The sequence below is a fragment of the Pseudobutyrivibrio sp. UC1225 genome, assembly GCF_900115215.1.
GTDB lineage: Bacteria > Bacillota > Clostridia > Lachnospirales > Lachnospiraceae > Pseudobutyrivibrio.
In genome coordinates this window covers 1-17791 of the sequence record NZ_FOVQ01000004.1, presented here as the reverse complement: position 1 = coordinate 17791, position 17791 = coordinate 1, and the positions used below count along the sequence as shown (strand labels likewise).

General features: G+C 38.8%; 16 protein-coding genes and 1 rRNA gene. 15 read left to right on the top strand and 2 right to left on the bottom strand.

Features of this window, described 5'->3' with window-relative positions; all coding sequences use genetic code 11:
- Positions 1-11: 11 nt before the first annotated feature.
- The gene (locus BMZ41_RS06655; protein WP_090527997.1) at positions 12-188 is read right to left on the bottom strand and encodes a YlcI/YnfO family protein; all 177 of its coding nucleotides are present in this window, start codon (positions 186-188) and stop codon (positions 12-14) included.
- Positions 189-431: 243 nt separating this feature from the next.
- On the opposite strand from BMZ41_RS06655, the gene BMZ41_RS06650 reads away from it, so the two are divergent.
- The 8 genes from BMZ41_RS06650 to BMZ41_RS06625 all read left to right on the top strand — a co-directional run bounded on the left by BMZ41_RS06650 (position 432) and on the right by BMZ41_RS06625 (position 8133).
- Positions 432-2954, top strand: coding sequence for a hypothetical protein (locus tag BMZ41_RS06650; protein WP_090527993.1), 2523 nt, complete (start codon positions 432-434; stop codon positions 2952-2954).
- Between the two features lie 1741 nt (positions 2955-4695).
- Positions 4696-5049, top strand: a complete 354-nt coding sequence (locus BMZ41_RS06645) for a type II toxin-antitoxin system RelE/ParE family toxin (RefSeq protein ID WP_090169432.1) — start codon at positions 4696-4698, stop codon at positions 5047-5049.
- Between the two features lies 1 nt (position 5050).
- The gene (locus BMZ41_RS06640; RefSeq protein WP_090169435.1) at positions 5051-5344 is read left to right on the top strand and encodes a helix-turn-helix domain-containing protein; all 294 of its coding nucleotides are present in this window, start codon (positions 5051-5053) and stop codon (positions 5342-5344) included.
- An 81-nt stretch (positions 5345-5425) separates the two neighbouring features.
- A complete protein-coding gene (locus tag BMZ41_RS06635) occupies positions 5426-5704 on the top strand; it encodes a hypothetical protein (RefSeq protein WP_090169436.1) in 279 nt (92 codons plus the stop codon).
- Between the two features lie 7 nt (positions 5705-5711).
- A complete protein-coding gene (locus BMZ41_RS15430) occupies positions 5712-5900 on the top strand; it encodes a hypothetical protein (protein WP_143071329.1) in 189 nt (62 codons plus the stop codon).
- Positions 5901-5903: 3 nt separating this feature from the next.
- Complete coding sequence (locus tag BMZ41_RS15585) at positions 5904-6053, top strand: hypothetical protein (RefSeq protein ID WP_176754532.1); 150 nt, start codon at positions 5904-5906, stop codon at positions 6051-6053.
- Between the two features lie 244 nt (positions 6054-6297).
- A complete protein-coding gene (locus tag BMZ41_RS06630; RefSeq protein ID WP_090169438.1) occupies positions 6298-7125 on the top strand; it encodes an Rpn family recombination-promoting nuclease/putative transposase in 828 nt (275 codons plus the stop codon).
- 174 nt (positions 7126-7299) lie between these two features.
- On the top strand, positions 7300-8133 hold the full coding sequence (locus tag BMZ41_RS06625) for a hypothetical protein (protein ID WP_090527990.1): 834 nt from the start codon (positions 7300-7302) through the stop codon (positions 8131-8133).
- A 44-nt stretch (positions 8134-8177) separates the two neighbouring features.
- On the opposite strand, the gene BMZ41_RS06620 is transcribed toward BMZ41_RS06625, so the two are convergent.
- Positions 8178-9047, bottom strand: a complete 870-nt coding sequence (locus BMZ41_RS06620; RefSeq protein WP_090527987.1) for a hypothetical protein — start codon at positions 9045-9047, stop codon at positions 8178-8180.
- A 347-nt stretch (positions 9048-9394) separates the two neighbouring features.
- On the opposite strand from BMZ41_RS06620, the gene BMZ41_RS06615 reads away from it, so the two are divergent.
- The 7 genes from BMZ41_RS06615 to BMZ41_RS06585 form a co-directional block, all read left to right on the top strand.
- Entirely contained in the window at positions 9395-10744 is a 1350-nt protein-coding gene (locus BMZ41_RS06615) for a right-handed parallel beta-helix repeat-containing protein (RefSeq protein ID WP_176754533.1), read from the top strand.
- Positions 10745-10914: 170 nt separating this feature from the next.
- A complete protein-coding gene (locus tag BMZ41_RS15425; RefSeq protein WP_090169446.1) occupies positions 10915-11106 on the top strand; it encodes a hypothetical protein in 192 nt (63 codons plus the stop codon).
- A gap of 115 nt (positions 11107-11221) precedes the next feature.
- Positions 11222-12658, top strand: a complete 1437-nt coding sequence (locus BMZ41_RS06605) for a hypothetical protein (RefSeq protein ID WP_090527977.1) — start codon at positions 11222-11224, stop codon at positions 12656-12658.
- A 14-nt stretch (positions 12659-12672) separates the two neighbouring features.
- Entirely contained in the window at positions 12673-15111 is a 2439-nt protein-coding gene (locus BMZ41_RS06600) for an ATP-dependent Clp protease ATP-binding subunit (RefSeq protein WP_090527974.1), read from the top strand.
- 97 nt (positions 15112-15208) lie between these two features.
- A complete protein-coding gene (locus BMZ41_RS06595) occupies positions 15209-15622 on the top strand; it encodes an endosialidase (protein WP_090169453.1) in 414 nt (137 codons plus the stop codon).
- A 77-nt stretch (positions 15623-15699) separates the two neighbouring features.
- Positions 15700-17085 carry a DNA repair protein RadA gene (radA, locus tag BMZ41_RS06590; RefSeq protein WP_090169454.1) on the top strand — a complete coding sequence of 462 codons (1386 nt, stop codon included), beginning with the start codon at positions 15700-15702 and terminating at the stop codon, positions 17083-17085.
- A gap of 423 nt (positions 17086-17508) precedes the next feature.
- Positions 17509-17791, top strand: a 16S ribosomal RNA gene (locus tag BMZ41_RS06585); the annotation flags it as partial.

The window sequence follows — 17791 nt, the reverse complement described above, 5'->3', positions numbered from 1 at the left end:
GCAATACGCTTTTATTTTTTGTCTTTCTCCATATTATCTAAAGCATATTCACAGGCTTGTATTACAAATCCTGAGAAACTCACATCTTTTCCTACAATAGCTTTTTCTATTCTTTCGATAAGAGGAACTGGGAATCTTATTGTTTTAGTCTCAGTTTCTTTTCGCTCCGATTTCAAATGAAATGCCATATCTAGCCTCCTTACTTCATGAATGTTTCCACAATAAATATCAGCACTCAAAATTACACTCTGTATTCTTTCTATATATAAATTGTAAATTGTGTGAAAATATTATGAAATATTACGTTTAGTATGACTATACGTATTGCAAAAAGTAATACAAGTTATTAAAATACGAATTATAGGCGGGAATGAAATGGAATCCGGTCGAAAATAAAAAAATTTTAAATGTATAGAAAGGGGCAAAACGAGATGACACGAAACAAGAAATTAGTAAGACTCATGGCACTTACAGTTGCCGCTACAACAGTTGCAACAGCAGTACCAGCTTACGCAGCATTTGATGCAGCTTATTATGCTAAGCAGAATCCAGATGTTGTTGCTGTTGTGGGTACTACACCTAAGGCTCTTGAAGCTCATTACAACACATTCGGTAAGAATGAAGGTAGAGCTTCTAGTGCTGATGATCTTAGCAATTCACCACTTCGTCAGTTATTTGACGCACAGCTTTATGCTAAGCTTTATCCAGACGTAGTTGCTGTATTTGGTAATGATGCTGATGCTTTATTTAAGCATTTCATGACATTCGGTATCAATGAAGGCAGAAAGATTAACCCTTACTTTGATGTTGAAGCATACAAGAAGGCTTATCCTGATCTTGCTACAGCATTTGGCGATAATGTTGCTTCATATTATCTCCATTTTGCTAGTTTTGGTCAGAAAGAACATAGAACAAAGGGTGGCTTCCCTTCAGAGAAGCTTATGCCAGGTACAGTAGCTACTGCTACAGCATCATCTTCATCTAGCTCAGGAGGAAGCTCTGGTGGATCATCAGGCGGCGGTTCATCTAAGTCAGGTGGTAAGGTGACACCTACACCAGCTCCATCAGCTGCTAATGCTGAAGAAGCATATAAGATTGCAAAGGCAAGTGCTGATTCAGCAGCAAAAGCTTTGGCTGATGCGACTGCAGATTTAGCAACTGCTAAAGGTATAACTGATGCAGCTGTTACCGCATATAATGAAGACGGTACAGCAAAGACTGGTGGAGTTGTTACAGATAATGCAGCTGCTACATCTGCACTTAATAGTGTTAAGCAGGATAATGGTACATATGCCCAGACAACAGTTGCTAAGGGCGCAGCTGAAGAAGCAATAACAACCGCTAACGCTTCAATTGCAGCAATGAAGGCAGATCCAACTAATACAACAAAAGCAACTCAAGCAAAGACAGATGCTATCGCTGCAGCATCAGCTGCAAAAACATATGTGCAGAAGGCAAACGCAAATAAGAGCGCTGCTGATAGCGCATTGAGTACAGCAGAAACCGCTAGAGATGGTGCAAAGGTTGCATACGAGGCTGCGAAAACTGCACAGGCTAAGCTTGAGGAATCTAATGCAGCTGCTAAAGAAGAACTTGCTAATATTGAAAAGTTACTAGCAGATGGACAGCAGAGAATTACAGCAGCTGAAAGTGTTCTTGCTGAAGCACAGGAAAATCAGATTAAGGTTGCCGCAGAGCAGAAGAAAGCAACAGATGCTGCAGATGCTGCACTTACGGCTGCAACAGATGCTTTAGGAGCAGCTACAGAACCAACTACAGGTGCAGCTGATATCGCAGCATGGAAAAAAACTGCTAATGGTCAGTTAGCAACTGCTATTGATGATCTTGCTACAGCAATTAATACTGCAAATGGTAATAGTGCTGCCGATGCAACAGCTGTAAAGGCAGCGTTGGCTGACACCACTGGTACAAACATTATTACACAAGGAAAGAGCGTAGTAGATAATACATTAACTGATGCAGAAGCAGAATTAAATGGTGGAAAGAAATCAGATAATTCTAATGTCGCAAAGGGTGCAAAAGCCATTTTCTTAGAACTTGTTCCAAATGGAATCGATTCTGATGGTACAGTCAATGCAACTAAGGTTCGTGCTGCTAAGAGTGCAGCTACTACAAAAGCTGAGGATGAAATTGATGCTTTAGTTGATGAGTATAACACTCTAAAAGCTGCTTATGATCCTGATGCAACTGATGCAGCAACAAAGAAAGCAGAATTAACAGCAAAGGCTAAAGAAATAGGATTAAGAGCAGGATTATCTGATGCTGATGCTACAACATATGCTGGAGCCGTAGTAGGCTCAACAACAATAAAACCTATTGCAACTACTGGTTCTACAGTTTCAGGTACAACAGATGCATTAAATGTTAAGCAGGCTGCAGTAAATACAGATGTGGGAGTTATTACAACAGCAGAAAGTAATTATACAACTAAATTAGGTGCTGTTTCGACAGCACAGACTGCTGTAAATAATTTTGATAAAGCACAAGCAGACGTTGCAACAGGACAGGCTAATGTTAAGAAGGCCACAGAAGACAAGACATCAGCTGAAAAGGCACAGAAAGATGCACATGATAAGGCAGATGCCGCAAATCTGGCTGAGACTAGAAAGGTGAATGCAGCCCAGGATGAGTTAGATGCTGTTAAAGCTGAGGTTAATTCAACTCAGGTTAATGGACAGTCTGTAAATGCGGCTAAGGCAGATGCTCAGGCAGTTGTAGATAGTTATGAAACAGACAAGGCGGCAGCTGATAAAGCTGCAGCAGCTCTTGAAAGAGAGTACGCAACAGCTCAGGCTACTTATAGTGAGGCTTCTGCTGAAGTAACAAAGGCAGATGCTGCAGTTAATGATGCATATGCGCAGCAGCGTGAAGCTCAGAGACAGCAGGATTCAGCTGGAGTTGCTGCAGGTGATAAGATTGCAGCAGAGCCATAAGAGAGTTATTTTAATCTCCACATATCTAATATGTTAAATATCACCTAATCAGGGGCGCCCCATTTCGGGGCGCCTTTGATACGTTAATAGAACATATTATTATCCATAATCGCTATAGCTTTATCACAAAACATCCTATAAATCCTATAAATATTTTTAGCTGGGATAATCTAGCCTCATTTTGCACAGCATTTATCGCAAATATCTCAATCATCCTTAATAGAAGAAATCCCTGCGATAAAAGTAGCCACATTCTATGCTGATTTTATCGCATATCAATGAACCTAAGCGCCTTTACAAGCTTTCTTGCGATAATATTCCTTCATAGAGTAATCTAATAATTATCTGTAAGCCAACAGTGCCAAGCACCACGTGAGACTTCCTGAGATAAAATCCCTTCAAAATCGCCCACAAATTATCGCAAGCTCGCCTACAAATCCCGCAACCTATCGTTGCTCAATGACAAAGAACAGCTAATACTAGCCAATAATTGTCAAAGCCCGCCTCTCAATCCCGCAACCTACCGTTGCTCATTGACAAACATCAGCCAATACCATCCAATAATTGTCAAAGCACGCTGCTCAATCCCGCAATCTATCGTTGCTTTTTGACAAACATCAGCTAATACTAGCCAATTATTGTCAAAGTACGCCTCCTAATCCCGCAACCTATCGTTGCTTTTTGACAAACATCAGCCAATACCAGCCAGTCATTGTCAAAGCCCGCCTCTCAATCCCGCAATCTACCGTTGCTTTTTGACAAACATCAGCCAATACTAGCCAATAATTGTCAAAGCCCGCCTTCTAATCCTGCAAACTATCGTTGCTTTTTGACAAACATCAGCCAATACTAGCCAATAATTGTCAAAGCCCTCCTCTCAATCCCTCAATCTATCGTTGCTCAATGACAAAGAACAGCTAATACTAGCCAATAATTGTCAAAGCACGCCTCTTAATCCCGCAACCTACCGTTGCTCATTGACAAACATCAGCCAATACTAGCCAATAATTGTCAAAGCCCCCATCTCATTCCTGCATCCCTACGTTTTCAATTGACAAAAGTCCATTCAAATCCACCTCATATATCACAAGCCAACGAAGCCAAGCAGCCTGCGAGACTTGCTGTGATAAAATCCTTTCAAAATCGCCCACAAATTATCGAATTAAAAAATAGAATTTGTTCTAAAGCTTGCTAAAATGAGATAGTAAGGGCGCCACGTTGGGGCGCCTTTGGTACATTAATAGAACACATTATTATCCCTAATCACTATAGCTTTATCACAAAACATCTTATAAATCCTATAAAAAGTTCTATCTGCGATAATCTAGCCTCATTTTGCACAGCATTTATCGCAAACATTCCCAGAAACCTTAATATTAAATATCCCTGCGATAAAAGTAGCCACAAATCTCCGCATCTTTATCGCAAATAAACGAAGAAATCTCGTATGTAGACATCTCTGCGATAAACCTATCCAACCCCCATGCAAATAAAACTCACCTCACATAAAGAGGAAGAGATATCATCTCAAACATGTCTTGACTTCTATTATCTATGATAGTAATATCCTTCCTGTGATACTGACAATTTCTATATGGTTCATTGACTTGCAAAATTGCAGGTCTCTTTTGTGGTATTCAGCCACGCAATAATCCTATTTTTAATGGAAAAATAAAGAATAAATAAGAATTGGAGGTTTATTGACGATATGATATATATATCATATAATTAAAAATATTAAATGAACGAATTTAAGGTAGAATTATATCAAAAGGCTAATTTAGAGTGCCCAGTTGAAGAATTTTTGGATGCATGCACAAAAGAAATGAGAGCTAAGATTACTGGAGATATTTTGGTTCTACAAGAAAAGGGAAATGCAATGCGTGCACCATATACAAAGTATTTGGAAGATGGAATATTTGAATTGAGAACTAAACAAGGCTCAAACATTTCTCGGGTGTTATTTTTCTTTTATTATGGTGGAAAAATAATACTTACGAATGGATTTATAAAGAAATCACAGAAAACTCCTAGAAGAGAAATTGATTTAGCAAAGAAGTATCGTTCGGACTATTTAGAAAGGAATAGCAAGTGATATGAAGAGTTTTGACAGTTATTTAGATGAACAACTTAAAGATCCTGAGTTTAAAAAAGAATGGGATGCTATACAGCCTGAGCTTGATATTAAGCGTGCAATAATTGATGCTAGGATTCAAAGAAATCTCACACAGAAGGAATTGGCCGAAATTACCGGAATAGGACAGGCTGATATAAGTAGACTTGAAAATGGAACTAGAAATCCATCTGTTAATCTTTTGAAAAGGTTAGCTGATGGGTTGGGTATGGATTTAAAAATAGAATTTGTTCCTAGGCAAGCTAAAATGAGATAGTAAAGGCGCCTTGAGTACTTGAAATGTTAATAAGATTAGTTTCATATACTTACAAACAATATCTGAAGGAGGATGTTAGAAATGGAAGAAAATATTAAAAAGCCAAAAGCAAAGGAGCCATATGCATTCTCTGTAAACATATCTGAAGAAGAGCGTGCGGCTACAGCTAGAAGAGAGGCTAGGGCAGATGAACTTGGTATAAAACTATATTTGTTGGATGCTAATGATAAAATTGATGCAGAGCTACAACAACTCGAAGATTATATCCTAGAAAATTTTATTGATTTGGATTTAGATGTTCCAGAAGATTTAAAGGAAAAATATATTAAGTTAAAGAAAATTCTTGAAGATAATAGGTGATATTTTTATGGGGCGCCCCCACACGGGCGCCTTTGATTTTTACATGAGAACAAAGAAGATTTTTTCTGTTGCTTTATGTGCAATGCTTTCTTTTGCTATGTTCTTAAGCTTTGCTCCAACAGCAAAGGCTGACGAGCTTACACAGGCAAAAGATTCAAGTCAGGTTCAGTACGGAACAGTTTCTGCCGAGGACTAGGCAATGCTTGCTACACTTTTCAATGCTGATAATTACAAATATCTGAATCCAGATGTAGTTGCAGCATATCGTCATTATTCAACAACAGGTATTGCAGAAAAGAGAGACATTACCACTCTTCAAAAGGCGGCAGCGGAGAATAATATTGTTTAAATTTTTAGGATTATAGTTATAATAGGGCTCAGTGCATAGGCACTGGGCCCTGATTATGTACAAACTTTTTTAACAACTTATTGCATATCTAAAATTATTATGTTAATATTCTCATGCTCATATCTTTGAGTTTCGTTTTTTTATCTAAAGTTATATTGTTGACAGAGATTTCCCAAAGAAATTCTTAAAATTAATAGTTAAGTCATTTGTTATTTGTGTTGAGAATAGGGCAGGAGGTAATGATTTGAAGACCCTACAGGAATTAACACTACTGGACAAATTTTTATTTGATGAAGCAATGGAGGACAGCGAAACCTATGAAGCATTGCTCAGAATTATTTTAGGAGATGAGGAGCTGAATCTTCTTACGCAATCTCAGACTGAAAAGGAATTTAGAACAGCGCCATGGCTCAGATCTATAAGGGTTGATGTATTTGCCATGGATGAAAATTCCACCATTTATAATACAGAGATGCAAAAGGAAAAGAGAGATGATCTGATTAAGAGGTCAAGGTATTATCAGGCATTGATAGACTCATCTTTACTGGCGCCTGGAGAGGTAGATTTTAACAATATTAAAAACACCACAATTATAATGATTACTCCATTTGATATGTTTGGCTTGGGAAAATACGTATATGCTTTCGAATATGGATGTACAGATTTTCCAGAACTTAAACTTGAGGATGGTGCCAGACGAATATTCATTAATACTCATGGAAAGAATCATGAAGATGTTTCTTCGGAATTCCTTGCGCTCATGAAATTCATTGAATATAATGAAAATGAAGAAACTATCATTGAATCTTCGCCAAATCTGGACAAAATCAAAGCCAGAGTTTCACAGGTGAAGGCTAGTGAGGAAGTGGGTGTAAAGTTTATGCAAAGATGGGAAGAAGAAGCTATCATCAGGCACGATGCTGAAGAAAAAGGCATAGAAAAAGGGACAGATAATACCAGAATTGAATCCATCAGAAACCTCATGAAGAATCTAAAGCTCACCGCCGAAAAAGCGATGGAAGCTCTGGATATTCCTAAAACTGATTATGAAAAATATAAATCTATGCTTTAAGCTGACTTAAGAATCATAGGACTTGACGCTATCCGTCAGGTCCTTTTTGTATTTAGTAACTTGGTTCTTTCATAGAAATATGCATATGATTATTCTGCAATTATTGACGACATAAAACACTATATATAAAATAATACTCAGATATACAAAAATATGGCAAGGGGGGATTAATGTATGAATGTTGTTAGTTGGTTTGTTAAAAACTATGGTGCCATTTCAGCCGTCGTTGGCCCACTTATCATTATGGGATGGAGCCTGTGGCATGCCACGCAGATGAATGAGATAGAGGTGCTGATGGCTGGCAATGAGTGGCAGAAGAAAAAAGACATAGGAAGGGCGCTTGTAGTTTTCTTGACTATGTATTTTTGTAACTGGAGCATGGGGTTGTCTATGTCAGAAAACGTAGCCATGGTATTGTTGCTTATAGCTACATTGTTTTTAATAGTGTTTGTAGTGTGTTTGATTATTAATGCTATCAATAAAAGTAAAAAAGTTATGGGTGTAGGCAATGCTTTTTTACTTGTTAGTATTTTCTTTACAGGATGGCTTTTCTCTTGGTATGGCTACAGCTATGTAAGTGATGAGAAAAACACTCTTCCTAGTGGTAAATATGTGGTATATCTAGTGTTTATACTTGCGGTAACATTGATGGTAGGACTTTGCACACTGTTGTTTATATCTACTATTAAAAAGCACAGCCGTATTCTCTTGCGTTTACGTGATTTTAAGCCTGAGGATAAAGAACTCTACGTGTACTCTAGAGTAGGAGAGGATTTGATCTGTGGTACTGATTCTGATATTTATAAAGCAAAGGATATAATCATAGTACCTGCTGAACGTGTTAAGGAAAAAGGTTATTCCTACTGTTTTACCAATATCACTTCAGATGAATCTGGAGAGGATAAAAAGCAAAATAAAAAATCTACAATAATCAATATTGAAGCAGATAGTGTTATAGTGACAAAATCTGAAAAAAGTTCAGACGAGAAAGAAGATAGCGAGGCATAATATTAGGGGCGCCCATAACGGACGCCCCATATTTTATGTTTGGATTAAAGCATTTTTAAAAGACTTGCTCGCTCGTTCTCAGGAATTTCTAATATATCCATAGCCTGCTCAGTACTTATATTCATATTTTTTATAATTTTCTTTAGAGACTCAAGCTTACCTTCAAGCTTACCTTCAAGCTTGCCTTCAAGCTTACCTTTTAGCTCTTTTTCCTCCAATTCATCTTTAAACAATTCTCTTAATGCTTCACACATACCATCTTCCTCCTTTACTGAACCAAAAGATGCTCTGTTAATAGGGAAACACACATCCAATATGGCATCAATATTATTTATATCACCTTGAGTTCTATATTTTTTTGTCTCAGAAACAAATCTTTTAATATCATTGATTTTAGCTTGCTTCTTTAAAATCTTCAAAGCACAGCATGAATCATCTTTTATTTGGCTGGTTACAACTACTTGAACAGGTATTGTAAAAATCCCTTCTACAAAATAGATCCCAGGTGCAGGTTTAGAGATAGTTGCACCATCTATCTTCAGCTGCTGAAACATTTCCCTTGGATAACTATCCCTGAAAATTGAAACAGTTATGTCACATAAAGGTATTTCATTAACCTTCTTGCCAAGTCCTTTATAAATCAATGCATAGCCAACAGATTTGTAGAAATCATCTACAGATAATTCATCTTCTGGACTTTTATATTCTATTATATTGTATCTTCTGAATATGCTTGCAAAAGAAGAGGAGATTATCTCATCTGTGTTCTTCTTTATAATAAGCATATCCATTCTTAGCGGTTTTCTTGATAGTTCGAATTCAGTGATAAATTCAAGGCTATCTCTGTAATCTCTAAGCTCCAGCTCGATACCACTATAAAAAGCTGGATGCCATTGAATTTTCTTTTTCTTCAATTAAGTTCTCCTTCATTATAATTTAAAAATTTGTACATTCAAAGGAAAACTTTATCTAGGTTTTCATATTGGTTAACGCCTCCCTTCGACAGGAAAAATGGATATAAAAAACAGACAAACCTTCCTAGAAGTTTGTCTGCCCAATAATCAAAGCCAACCAAATATAAAATGCACCTAGTGATAAATTGTATTACGAAATCGTACTTAATGCTATACAAAAATACACTGCTTTTGTTTTTAAACTATTGTTGATGATGCTATCATCTATAATAGTTACAAAAAAGTTACAAAAATATTTAAAATATGTTATAATCGACAGGAACACAACTTTGTTGAAAGGAGAATTGATGAAGAAAAGATTATTATTGCTTTCCTCGGTTCTGGTAGCACTTGTTGCTTTGGGAAGTACCTCTATCACTACGGAAGCAAAGAATAGTCCAAAAGTTATCGAGGTAGGCAAGGACACTAAAACAATTACTCAGGCCATTGAAGCTGCTGAATCGGGGGATACCATTTTAGTTCCTGCCAGAGTGTATAAGGAACAGCTTTATATTGATCAGGAGAAAAGTGGAATCACTATTAAAGGTGAGAACGGTACAATTTTAGATGGTTCAGGTATCAAGCCCGGCAGAAACACTGGCACCATGGTTTACATTAATGCATCAAATGTCACTATAGAGAATCTGGAAATCACTGGTCTCTACATAAACAAGCCATCTGCGAAGGTTGCTCCTATTGGTATTGAGGTTGGTGAGTCTTCTTGTAATGTCACAATCTCCAGATGCAAAATCCATGATATGGGTTGCAAATATGTAGATGATTCCGAGAATTACAATGCTCACGGAATACTGGTTTCAAGTGATCCTGATGATAACAGGCACCCGATTTCTAATATTGATATATTAAATTGTGAACTATACAATCTTAACCTTGGCCAGAGCGAGACCATTGCCATTAATGGATATGTCAAAGGCTTTGAGATTTCAGGTAATTACATACATGACTGTGACAATATTGGAATTGACGCTATAGGTTATGAGCATTCCACTAAAAATAAAAACGATACCGCCAAAAGAGGTAGTATTCATGATAATACCGTTGTAAATATTTCTTCTGACCCAGCTACAAATGTTACTTATGATTGTAAGTGCGCCGGTGGGATTTATGTTGATGGAGGACAGGATATCGATATCTATGATAATTTTGTTATGAATTGTGATATTGGTATAGAAGTGTCCTGTGAGCACAAAGGAAAAAACACCCGTGATATTAATGTCACAAATAATACACTGGTCAATAATGATGGCTACGCTGGAATTAGTATTGGAGGTAGTGACAGAAGAAACGGAACTGCCGTTGATTGCAGATTTTCACGTAACACCGTGCTGAATTCTGAGAACAGCTGCATGGTGGTGCAGAATGCCAGCGATGCCACCAATGTCGTTGAAAACAATCTGTTTATTGCAGCCAATGATGCAAAGGTTTATTCAGAGACCCTTGGTAGAAAAAGTCATGGGAACACTATAAAGGATAATTTGGCTAATAAAAATATCCAGTCAGGCTCCAACAATCAGGTGATAAATATTGACAGCGTTGTTGTTGATGATAAGAATCAGCTTGTCACCGTAGAAACTGATGCATTCATTACTAATAACTCTTCTGATAGTACAGTTCTTCCTGGAGGAGTAGAAGATTAAACTACCTATATGATATGAAAGGATGTTGCTTTGGCGACATCCTTTTTTGTGTTCCAACACAATCAGCTGATATAACAAAAAGGAACATATATTCGTACATAAATAAGGACACTCGAAAGAATTATACTCTTATCATCCTAAAGATAGCTTATGAACGGAGGTACTTATTTATGAGAAAAAGATTAGACAAAGAACTGATAGTTTCTTTTGCTGTTTTGGCATTATCCTTTGCTTTAGGAATAATATTTCTTATTCTATTCATTTTTGGTATAGATTTGTCTGAACATACCGCTGGAATAGTAGGTTCTTATTCGGGATTATCAGGTGGTATATGGCTCTTTTTACTTTGCCGGAACTGTTGACTATGAATTGACGTTTATCTATAATTAAATTATCTATATATAGTGTGATATAAGGGGCTCAGTAGCAATCTCTAGTGTTGTTGCACCTGTCACAGGAAATGGAAGGTAATTTGTTATGAATAAATTGATGAGAAGAACAATTAGTGTTTTAGCTATAGTTATGCTCGTTTTTGCTATGAATATTGTGGTATTCGCTCAGGGCACCACTATGATTGCAGTTTCTAAGAATTCTCCTGCCGTTGGAGATAAGGTTACAGTGTCTGTTACAGCTTCAGAGTCAGGCACTATCACTGTCAAATATACATCTGCTATGCTTACCTTTGTTAGCTGCACAGGCTCTGGATACACCACCTCTGGTAATTCAGTTTCTTTCTCTGGAAAGTCAGGTGATGTTGTTTTCGCAGCCGCAGCATCAGGCACAGCATCTATCATAGTTTCATCTACTTCATGCTCAGGTAGCAGTACTACACTTTCAATAGGTGGCGGTGCCGCACCAGCAGAGCCAGCAGCACAGGAAACAACAGCAGCACAGGAGACTACAGAGGTAGCAGTAGAAGAAGAGCAAGTAGCAGAGGCGGCACCAGCGGAGGAGGCTCCAGCAGAAGTTGCTGCAACACCAGCAGAAGGTGCAGTTGGTACGCTTAATGGTAGCGGCGGCTTCGATATTAATGGTGTTTCATACGTTGTATCAGAACGTTACTCAGATTCAGAAATGCCATCAGGCTTTTCAAAGACTACAGTTACAATTGGCTCTAGCACTTATAGCGAGCCTACAAATGGAAGCATCACACTTCTTTATTTAAAGCCAGCTGATAATACTGCAGGTTCAGGTGTTTTCTATTTATATAATGCAGAAGCTGGTACAGTTTCAGAATTTTTAATGCTTGGTTCATCTAAGAATTATGTTATTGTTTCATCTTCAAACGAAGGTCCTTCAGCTGACTTCACACCTACTTCACTTGAGGTTACAGGTGGCACAGCTACAGCCTATACACTTGGCGGTTCAGATTTCTACTATGTATATGGTACAAATAACGCAGGCGCCACAGGTTGGTTTGTATACGATAGCGCTAATCAGACAGTTTCAAGAATGGACGAAGCGCTCCTTTCTTTAGCAGGTTCTGGAAGCAGTGCAGATGTAGACGATACAGCAGCTGCTGTAAATGATAATGTAGATATTTATGTTAGTAAGCTTGATACCTATCGCAAGGTAATCATGGGACTTATTATTTTCTGTGTCATCCTTGTATTCTTACTAATCAATTCTTTTGTTAAGTCTCGCGACAAAGAAGATGATTTCGATGGAGATGTATTTGCAGAAGCTCCAGAGAAGACAAAAACACCACGCAGATTACCTCGTTCAATCGTATTCAATCGTCATTCAAGGGAAGAGGATGAAGAGGAGGATTACGATGAAGAGGAATACGAAGATGAGGAAGAATATGATGATGAGTACGAGGATGCTCGTTCTACAACATATATTGAGTCAGCTTCAAACTATGATTCTCGTAGAAACTCAAGCTTAAATATGATGGATCTTAATGATCTTTAATAAAGGAGAAGATAATGGAATATTCAAAGCAGGCGAAACGAGCTATTTCAGGTGCATCAAAACTTTCAAAGTCACTGCAGCATAGCTATGTCGGTACAGAACACCTCCTTATCTCTATCATAGAACAGGAGAATTCTCTTGCTGCCAAGGTTTTGAATTCTAATGGTGTAGACAAACAGGCTCTTCTTAAGTTAGTGGAGGAGCTTATCTCTCCAGGTGGAGATGTGGTAATCAGGGAAAGAGATGGCTACACTCCAAAGATGGAGCAGCTTTTAGACCATGCAGCTGATGAGGCTGAAAAGTGCAATTCTAAAACTATAGGTACAGAGCACCTTCTTCTTGCAATGATTCGTATGCAGGATTGTTCTGGTGCAAGACTTCTCAATTCATTGGATGTTAACCCACACAAGCTTTTCTCAGAGCTTGTAGCAGGAATGGGTGCAGAAGGCACTGTATATAAGGAAGAAATGCAGGCTATTAACAGTGGCCGTGCAAGACGTAATGAAGTATCATATTTGGATCAGTTTTCTCGTGATCTTACAGCTATGGCTGAAGAGGGCGAGTTGGATCCTATAGTTGGACGTGATACAGAGATTCAGCGTGTTATTCAGATTTTATCTAGACGAGGAAAGAACAATCCTTGTCTTATCGGTGAGCCAGGTGTTGGTAAGACAGCCATCGTTGAAGGCTTGGCTCAGCGTATAGTTGAAGGAAATGTTCCTGATTCTGTTAGCGACCTTCGAGTGCTTTCACTGGATTTATCAGGTATGGTTGCAGGATCAAAATACCGTGGTGAATTCGAAGAGCGAATCAAAAAGGTTATCGCAGAAGTTGTTGAAGAGGGGAATATCCTTCTCTTTATCGACGAGATTCATACACTTATCGGTGCTGGTGGAGCAGAAGGTGCTATTGATGCCTCTAATATTTTAAAGCCAGCAATGGCTCGTGGCGAGATTCAGATTCTCGGTGCTACTACCATTACAGAATATCGTAAATACGTAGAAAAGGATGCGGCTCTCGAGAGACGTTTCCAGCCAGTTATGATTGAAGAGCCTTCTGAGGAGGAGACTATCGAAATCCTTAAGGGCGTTAGATATCTTTACGAAGAACACCACGGAGTTGTCATCCCAGACGAGGCTGTTGAAGCATGTGTTACTTTATCAGAAAGATACATTGCTGATAGATTCCTTCCTGATAAGGCTATTGATTTAATGGATGAAGCAGCAGCTTCATTGAAGCTTTCTTTTGTAAAGCGCGTACCTAAGGATGACACTCTGATTACTCAGATTCAGCAGTTAGCTGATGACATGGAGCAGGCTATCATTGATGGTGACATAGCTCAGGCTAGTATCATCAAAAAGCAAAAGGACGAGCTCGTAGCAAAGAAGGAAGCAGAGGACAAGAAGGCTGCTAAAAAGCGTAAAGCAAAATCTGCTGTTCTTACAGAAAATGATGTTGCTACAGTTGTAGCTCTTTGGACAAAGATTCCAGTTGCAAAGCTTACAGAGCAGGAGTCTGTGCGCCTTAGAAAAATAGAAAGCATTTTACATAAGAGAGTAATTGGTCAGGAGGAGGCTGTTTCTGCAGTTGCAAGAGCAGTCCGCCGTGGTCGTGTTGGATTAAAAGAAAAGGGACGTCCTATTGGTTCGTTCTTATTCTTAGGACCTACAGGTGTAGGTAAAACAGAGATTTCCAAAGCTTTGGCTGAGGCTGTCTTTGGAACAGAATCTTCTATGATTCGTGTTGATATGAGTGAGTACATGGAGAAACACTCTGTGTCAAAGATGATTGGATCACCTCCAGGATATGTTGGTTACGATGAGGGCGGTCAGCTTTCTGAAAAGGTTCGCCGAAATCCATATTCGGTAATCCTTTTTGATGAGATTGAAAAGGCACACCCTGATGTATTCAATGTCCTTCTTCAGATTTTGGATGACGGTCACGTTACAGATTCTCAGGGACGTAAAGTAGACTTTAAAAATACTATCATTATCATGACATCTAATGCTGGTGCCCAGGCTATTATTGAGCCAAAGAAGCTTGGCTTTGCATCAAAGGAGGATGCCAACAAAGATTACGAATTCATGAAAAATGGCGTTATGGAAGAGGTGAAGCGTATCTTCAAGCCAGAATTCCTGAATCGTATTGATGAGACTATCGTATTCCGTGCTCTTACCAAGGACGATATGAAGCAGATTGCCGGACTTCAGGTTAAGCAGTTTGTTGCACGTTGCAAGGAGCAGATGGATATCGATGTATCTATCCCTGTTGCTGTAAAGACATGGATTGTAGAAAAAGCATATGATCCTAAATATGGTGCCAGACCTATCCGCCGCAAGATTCAGACTTCCCTCGAGGATGTTATGGCAGAAGAGATTCTTGCAGGCAAATTCAAGTCTGGTGATTCCGTAAAGGCTAAGGTTAAAGCTGACACTGTTGTTTTTGAAAAATAATAATTTTCACGCAGTCATTTATTGTTAAAACCAAATTCCTTTGCTATAATTTGCATAAGACAATCTGCAATTAAGCAGTGGCATAGGAGGAGTAAGGATGGCTGTTATTAGCGAGTTAATTCGCACTGAAGCAGATGGAAGTATCAGCTTTGGCGATTACACCTTGGCTGACAAGAAAAAGCTTGAGGATTTTAAACACGAAGGGGATTTGTACAAGGTAAAGACTTTTTCAGACATTACCAAGCTCGAGAAAAACGGAATGTTTGTATACGAGTCAGTGCCAGGCACAGCAGTTGAAAAGTTCAATTGCACATCAGATGCTGTTTCCTTTACAGTAGAGGGTAAAGGCGATGCGATGATTACCTTGGAGCTGGAACCAGAAACAGAGTACGCTATTACTGTTGGTGGTTCTGATGCCGGACAAATGAAGACTAATCTTGGAGGAAAGCTTAATTTATCAGTAGAGCTTGATCCAGGGGTTGCTGTTGAAGTACAGGTAAAGAGAATTTAATAAACTATAAAATCAATTAATCAATCTTCCCATTTATATAATAAGTGGGAAGATTTTTTGTAAAGGAGAGAATAATTATGGCAAAGAAAAATGTTTCAGTTTTTTTCTGTCAGGAATGTGGTAACGAAACTTCAAAGTGGTCTGGTCAGTGCCCAGCATGTGGGGCGTGGAACAGTCTTGTTGAGGAGATAGTAGATAAGACAAAAGTTAAGGCTAGAGCGAAAGTGGCAGACGTTGCACCTACAAAGCTTATTGATGTTACTGCCTCAAACGAGCATCGTATATCTACTAATATAGAAGAGTTCGACCGTGTATTAGGCGGAGGAATTGTCCCTGGCTCCATGGTACTCGTGGGAGGAGATCCAGGTATTGGTAAGTCCACACTTTTGTTACAGACCTGCCGTCTGCTTTGCCAGTCAGGTGTAAATGTCATGTATGTTTCAGGCGAAGAGTCTCTCCAGCAAATTAAAATTCGAGCTGATCGTCTTGGTCAGTTCAATGATAAGCTTGATTTATTCTGCGAGACAAATCTCGATACAATAAAAGCCGTTGTAGAACGCGAAAAGCCAACGGTTCTTATTATTGACTCTATTCAGACCATGTACAATGAGGCTGTGGGTTCAGCTCCAGGTTCAGTTACTCAGGTAAGAGAGTCTACAAGTGTTCTCATGGAAATCGCAAAAGTACAGGGAATAGCTGTGTTTATAGTTGGACACGTTACAAAAGAAGGAACTGTTGCAGGACCACGTGTGTTGGAACACATGGTAGATACAGTTTTATACTTTGAAGGTGATAGACACGCTTCTTATAGAATTCTTCGTGGCGTCAAGAATCGATTTGGCTCTACAAATGAAATTGGTGTGTTTGAAATGCGTGACACAGGTCTTGCAGAGGTTAAAAATCCATCTGCAGTTATGCTGGATGGACGCCCAGAGAATGCCGAGGGCTCTATTGTTACTTGCGCCATGGAGGGTACACGCCCAATCCTTGTTGAAATTCAGTCTCTTGTTAGCAAAACAGCCTTCGAAATTCCAAGAAGAATGGCCACAGGCTGTGATTATAACAGAGTAAACCTTTTAGTTGCTGTATTAGAGCGTATGCGCGATACAAAAGCTAACAAATCCTGCGGAATATTTCTTGGTCGTTCAGATATATATGTAAATATTGCCGGTGGAATGCGTATCAATGAGCCCGCAATCGATTTAGCTATTGCCATGGCTATTTATTCAAGCGAAAAGGACATACCTATGGATTCAGGCACAATTGTATTTGGTGAAATAGGATTGTCTGGTGAGGTACGTTCTGTGTCTATGGCAGAACAGAGAGTCAGGGAAGCAAAGAAGCTTGGATTTAAAAAGGCGATTATTCCATATTCCAACCTCGCGGGTGTCAAGGGAATAGAAGGTATAGAGGTAGTTGGTGTGGCAAATGTAAAGGAAGCGGTAGATGCTATATCTCGTTAGCTAATATTGTGATTAGAGCTACATATAGGGGTGATACAGTTTAATTGTAAAAATAATTGATACAATTCACACAAATCATACAAATTAGCCTTTTGAGGCGAATAGATTTACTTTAAAAAATCACAGAATATCTGTTGACACTGGGGTTTCAGGATGATATTATAATCGAGCACTGAGGGACAGCAAGTCACACAGAGCAAACGAAGATTGATAACTGAACAGTGAAACAAACCTTGAATTAATACAAGTTTTTAAAACATGTATCCTTGAAATTCATTTAGTTTCTAAGACGAAACAAAAACCTTTATTAAAGGGTGAGGATTTTCAAAACTTGATTTTGAAAATCATTGCCTAGTAAGAATCTCTGATTCTTACATATCAAGTAAACAAGTCAGTTTTATACTGATTCGGAATTAAACTTTTAAACATGAGAGTTTGATCCTGGCTCAGGATGAACGCTGGCGGCGTGCTTAACACATGCAAGTCGAACGAAGCAGTTTATCACGATCCCTTCGGGGTGACGATTTACTGACTGAGTGGCGGACGGGTGAGTAACGCGTGGGTAACCTGCCTTGTACAGGGGGACAACAGTTGGAAACGACTGCTAATACCGCATAAGCGCACGGAATCGCATGATTTTGTGTGAAAAGATTTATCGGTACAAGATGGACCCGCGTCTGATTAGCTAGTTGGTGAGGTAATGGCC

What these genes read in the sequence shown, in the direction of transcription:
- BMZ41_RS06655 (WP_090527997.1), bottom strand. Translation starts at nt 188, where the DNA reads ATGGCATTTCATTTGAAATCGGAGCGAAAAGAAACTGAGACTAAAACA.
- BMZ41_RS06645 (WP_090169432.1), top strand. Translation starts at nt 4,696, where the DNA reads ATGAACGAATTTAAGGTAGAATTATATCAAAAGGCTAATTTAGAGTGC.
- BMZ41_RS06600 (WP_090527974.1), top strand. Translation starts at nt 12,673, where the DNA reads ATGGAATATTCAAAGCAGGCGAAACGAGCTATTTCAGGTGCATCAAAA.
- BMZ41_RS06635 (WP_090169436.1), top strand. Translation starts at nt 5,426, where the DNA reads ATGGAAGAAAATATTAAAAAGCCAAAAGCAAAGGAGCCATATGCATTC.
- BMZ41_RS06650 (WP_090527993.1), top strand. Translation starts at nt 432, where the DNA reads ATGACACGAAACAAGAAATTAGTAAGACTCATGGCACTTACAGTTGCC.
- BMZ41_RS15430 (WP_143071329.1), top strand. Translation starts at nt 5,712, where the DNA reads ATGGGGCGCCCCCACACGGGCGCCTTTGATTTTTACATGAGAACAAAG.
- radA (WP_090169454.1), top strand. Translation starts at nt 15,700, where the DNA reads ATGGCAAAGAAAAATGTTTCAGTTTTTTTCTGTCAGGAATGTGGTAAC.
- BMZ41_RS06625 (WP_090527990.1), top strand. Translation starts at nt 7,300, where the DNA reads ATGAATGTTGTTAGTTGGTTTGTTAAAAACTATGGTGCCATTTCAGCC.
- BMZ41_RS15585 (WP_176754532.1), top strand. Translation starts at nt 5,904, where the DNA reads ATGCTTGCTACACTTTTCAATGCTGATAATTACAAATATCTGAATCCA.
- BMZ41_RS06615 (WP_176754533.1), top strand. Translation starts at nt 9,395, where the DNA reads ATGAAGAAAAGATTATTATTGCTTTCCTCGGTTCTGGTAGCACTTGTT.
- BMZ41_RS15425 (WP_090169446.1), top strand. Translation starts at nt 10,915, where the DNA reads ATGAGAAAAAGATTAGACAAAGAACTGATAGTTTCTTTTGCTGTTTTG.
- BMZ41_RS06595 (WP_090169453.1), top strand. Translation starts at nt 15,209, where the DNA reads ATGGCTGTTATTAGCGAGTTAATTCGCACTGAAGCAGATGGAAGTATC.
- BMZ41_RS06605 (WP_090527977.1), top strand. Translation starts at nt 11,222, where the DNA reads ATGAATAAATTGATGAGAAGAACAATTAGTGTTTTAGCTATAGTTATG.
- BMZ41_RS06640 (WP_090169435.1), top strand. Translation starts at nt 5,051, where the DNA reads ATGAAGAGTTTTGACAGTTATTTAGATGAACAACTTAAAGATCCTGAG.